General features: G+C 62.5%; 5 protein-coding genes. 1 reads left to right on the top strand and 4 read right to left on the bottom strand.

Features of this window, described 5'->3' with window-relative positions:
• Nucleotides 1-475: hypothetical protein (locus JOY90_RS22715; RefSeq protein ID WP_291693353.1), on the top strand; the 475-nt coding region annotated here is incomplete at its 5' end.
• A gap of 105 nt (nt 476-580) precedes the next feature.
• On the opposite strand, the gene JOY90_RS22720 is transcribed toward JOY90_RS22715, so the two are convergent.
• The 4 genes from JOY90_RS22720 to JOY90_RS22735 all read right to left on the bottom strand — a co-directional run.
• Nucleotides 581-739, bottom strand: a complete 159-nt coding sequence (locus tag JOY90_RS22720; RefSeq protein WP_291693354.1) for a hypothetical protein — start codon at nt 737-739, stop codon at nt 581-583.
• A gap of 184 nt (nt 740-923) precedes the next feature.
• Nucleotides 924-2,228: a hypothetical protein gene (locus tag JOY90_RS22725; RefSeq protein ID WP_291693355.1), complete on the bottom strand. Its 1,305-nt coding sequence runs from the start codon at nt 2,226-2,228 to the stop codon at nt 924-926.
• Nucleotides 2,229-2,604: 376 nt separating this feature from the next.
• Nucleotides 2,605-3,360, bottom strand: a complete 756-nt coding sequence (locus JOY90_RS22730) for a ThuA domain-containing protein (protein ID WP_291693356.1) — start codon at nt 3,358-3,360, stop codon at nt 2,605-2,607.
• Nucleotides 3,361-3,671: 311 nt separating this feature from the next.
• A partial coding sequence (locus tag JOY90_RS22735) for a branched-chain amino acid ABC transporter substrate-binding protein (RefSeq protein WP_291693357.1) occupies nt 3,672-4,385 on the bottom strand: 714 nt, incomplete at its 5' end.

Below are 4,385 nucleotides of genomic sequence, written 5' to 3' on the forward strand. Positions count from 1 at the left end.
AAGAACGCACGCGGCGGTTACCACAGGTTCAGCCGAAATCACCGGCATTCCCTGCGCGATGGTGTTAACGCTTATGGCGTGCTCTCCTCGGGGAACGGGCTCTCTTGCCCCCGTCGCCCTCCGGATCATCACCGAACAGCTTAGCGCCAGCGTCGCGGCGCCAGGACCACACGTTTTCGCCGTCCGCAGCGAGCGCGCTCGTCTCGCGCGCCGCCCGCGTCCATCGCATCCCGCCCCGCGTCTGGTGACGATTGGCCACAACGCCCCTCTCGCCGAGACAGGATGGCGACAAGATGCCATGGATTTCGGCAACGGCGAAGTAGAATATTTTTGCGTGGCGATCTGGACACTGATTCCCGGCTTGAACCGGTTGGCGAATTTCGATTTTGCGCGCAGGCTTTTTTTCACCTGGAAGGCGCGCCGAAACGCGCCGGCTTCACTCACTCCGACTGAGTCGCCTGTCGGAGGGCAATAGCTGATCTTGTGCAGGACGGGTGGGTCTCTCCGCATCGAGAAATCGATAGGTTGGGCCAGTCGAGCGTGGAATTATCTCCGCTCATCCCGCCCGTTGCCGACGCGATCAAGCGATCGAAATGTTTTCGTCGGCAAGCACGCGCTGCACGGCAGGCCTCTGCAATGTTCGCTTCGTCATACGGCGCCAGGCGGGATAGCCGACCGTCATGTCGAGACCGATGCGCGCTCCCCATTGATAGAACACCGCAGCATCCGTAGCCCGCATGCGCACAGCGACATGCGGGCCTGGATATGCGGAACGATCCCGGATGTCGCTTCGCTCATCCGGGCTACTTGCTTCCGTAGCCCGCATGAGCGGAGCGACATGCGGGTCCGGATGTGCCGGGCGATCCCGGATGTCGCTTCGCGCATCCGGGCTACTTGCTCAAGCCGATCTGCGTCGAACCAGTTCAGTGATCGCGGCAGGAGCGACGAGAGAAGTCAGCCTCACCGCCATCGCTGACCCGGAACAGCAGCGAGCGCCTGGCCTCGCACATGTGGTCGTCCTTCGGCGTGGTGAATACGGCGATGCAGCCGTTCGCACTGTTGCCGCCGGCCGCTGAGCACAGGCCACCCGTCGCAGTGCTCGGAATCGGGACATAGACCTGGTTGCGAACCGGATCAGCGGCCACCGAGTGCGCGTTGCCGATGCCGGTACCCTCGCCGGTGGTGGCGACGCTTGCATCTTCTTTCAGCCGCTCTGCGTCGACGACGCCGAGGAACTGGCTGGTTCCGACCGCCGACGAGCGTGCCAGGAAATAATGGCCGTCACCCGGATTGTACCAGACCTCGTCGGCGCCGGACTCGTTGTTGAGCGCGGCAAGTACATGGCCATTGCGATCGTCGATGACGACCGTCGATGCATTCGCGTTGACGGCCCCGTTGCAGCCAAGCAGGATCTGATGGTCGGGGCCGATGGTCATTCCCTGCGGGCCGGAACACTGAGCCACCGGAATGACGAAGGTGGTTTCGACCTGGCCGGTGTGGTCGATGACCGCCACCCCTCCCGCCGCGCTGTTGTTGCCCGGGCCGTTGATCTCGGGGATGGAGAGGTAGAAGCGGTCAGTACGCCGATCATATTGACACTGCTCGGCGCCGTTGGTCGCCTTCGGCGTACCGTTGTTGCCGTCGAATGTGATGCGCTTCAGCGCCATATAGGTCTCTGTCGAGATCAAGGTCGCAAAGGGAAACGGCGCTTCCGCATTGTTCGCCACCAGCACGAGATGGTGCTTCGGATCGAAACACAATTCATCGGCGCGATGAACGCCGCCGGTGGAGATCGTGTGGATCGGGGTGCTTCCCGGTCCTTCCAGATCGAAGACCTTGACGGTGCTGTCGCCGTCGCCCGCCCATACCTCGCGGTGCTCGATGGCGACGACTCCATCCGGCCCTGCGCAGTCGTTCGCACCCGCGGGCTGCTTGATTGGCGGGCACGGACCCGGACCGGTGAACACCCCCTTGCCGAGCTGTTTCAGGAACGTGTTGCTATCGGTATTGATGACATCGACGGCAACCTGGGTGCGGTCGCCGAGGAAATAGAGGCCGAGTGCCGGATCGACGAAGCTGATATCGAACGACGTGATTTTCCCCGCAGGGGCCGAGATCGCCTTGGTTGCCGCAAACACCTCGTCGGCAGCCCGAACCGGCGTACCAGCCAGCATCGCCGGCGCAATCACTCCGACAGCCATTGCCAATAGACGCACTTCCACTCTCATTGGTCGCCCTCCCTGTTCGGCCGATGTCGTTCGCGAGCTAGAATCGCGTTAAGGCGTGGCATTAAGCCGCGGTTCAATGACAGTCCCGCGACGCAGAGAGGGCCTCATCAAGGCGCGATTTTTTGCAAAAGTTGAACCATGTCAAACGTCGCGTGTTGCCGCGGTGCACTCATTCGCAAAAGCTGAATTTTTGACACAATGCAATCTGGTCAGCATGGCTGAAGGCTTCTGGCGGCGACGGTTCGCCCAAAAGATCAGCAGCTCCCGCGGGCGAGCCGATTAGTTATGTCATCCGTCGCAGCTCGGGCGAAGGCGGACTCATCTATTCGCGCATGACCATCGTGGGTTGCACGGCCTGCCGCCAGCGTATCCATTGCTACCCCGATCTTCGCGTGGACCAGAGGATCGCGTTGGCGAGAAGTCGCTGGTAGCGCGGGTCCTGCCAGACCGATGCCTCGTGGCCGAGTGCCGAATAGAATACGCGTCCTTCGCCGAAGGATCGCTTCCAGGCCAGCGGCCAGCCATAGAACCGCCGGCGCACATCGGGCTTGCCGAGATCCACCGAGCGCTCGTCGAGGCGCAGCAGCACGTGCGATCCTCGATAATCGAAGTCGCTGATCTGGTAGATTTCATCGTTGAGCTGAAACGAATTGCCGAGAAAGCTCACAAGCGGATCGGCGGTGTCGGCCACCTCGATGGTCACGGGCTGATGCCAGGGATGGCTGTTGAAGGCGCCGCCGATCAGGTCGAGATAGTCCGGCCAGCCATAGAAGGTGTCGGTGGCCGAATGAACCCCGAGGAAGCCGCGGCCCGCGCGCACGAAATCGAGCAGCGCGGTCTTCTGGACGTCGCTCATCGGAATTTCGCCTGTGGTGTAGAACATCACGGCGGCGTAGCGCTGGAGCTTGTCGGCGGAGAACTCGGCCACGTCCTCCGTCGTGACGATCTCGAAGGCGCCGGAATCCCGGCCGAGCCGTGTCAGGACCGCCGCGGAAAGCGGGATGACGTCGTGCCGATAGCCGGCCGAACGGGTGAAATAGAGGACACGTTCCGGCGGCCGCTCCGCGCGCACCTCGCACGGCCGGATCACCGCCGCGCTGCCGGCGAGGGCAATGAACTCACGTCGCGTCACGATGCACTCCGGACGCAAGCCTAACCCATACCTACCGCGTAAGGTGGGCTAAGGCGCGCGAGCGCCGTGCCCACCGTTGTCTCGATAGCATGGCCTTGCATGGTGGGCACGCTTCTGTCTTTGCTCGGCGATCTTCCGTGCAAGTAACCGCTTAGTCGTACTGAGTCACAAGAAGACTCAAGCCATTGAACCGACTCGTCTTTGTGCAAATATGGTCGTTCCAAAAAGCTCAAGAATTTCAACGAGAGCACCACACATGTGACTTAATACGATTAGTCCACCCTACAGATCTCGGCACCCACTGGACAGCTTTATTCGCCGATCTGGTCGATCTGCTTGAAGTGGTCGCCCTCGACCTCGTTGACGAAAATCACGGCGGATCTGTTGTCGCCCTTTTCCGTCCACTGCACCGGCGCGGCGTAGGCGATGCCAGGGAATGTCAGCTTGCGCAACGCCGCCACGACATCGCCGCGGCTGGGCATGCCCTGCCCGGCCCTGGCGGCATCGGCGATTGCGGCCATCAGCACGCGCGCCGCGTCGTAGGAGCTCGCAGCATAGTTGTTGATGGGCCCGTATTTCGCCGTGTACCTGGCGCCGAACTCGGACGATCCAGGCACGGTGCCGATCGCAGGCGCGGCGGAGAGGACGCGAACGCCTTCGGCCTTGGTCGCGGCCCCTTCGGCGGCCCGGATGAACGCCTTGGCATCCCAGCACCCGTCGCCGCACGTGAACAATTGTGGGAGTCCCTGCGCCCGCATCTCCTTGAGGATGAGCGGGCCCTCGCGAATGCCCGCGAAGAACAGAACGTCAAAATCCCTCGGCCACGATCTGACGAATTCGGTGAAGTCGCGTTCGCCGACCTTGACGGATTTGCGCGCGACCACCGTGCCGCCGGCGCTGAAACCCGCGACGAACTGGTCGGCCAGTCCGACGCCATAGGCCGTTCCGTCGTCGACCACGAGCGCACGCTGCTTGCCCATCTTCTGCATCAGGTAGCGTGCAAGGCCCGGCCCCTTCCTGTCGTC

The organism is Bradyrhizobium sp., from assembly GCF_019242285.1.
Classification (GTDB): Bacteria; Pseudomonadota; Alphaproteobacteria; order Rhizobiales; family Xanthobacteraceae; genus Bradyrhizobium.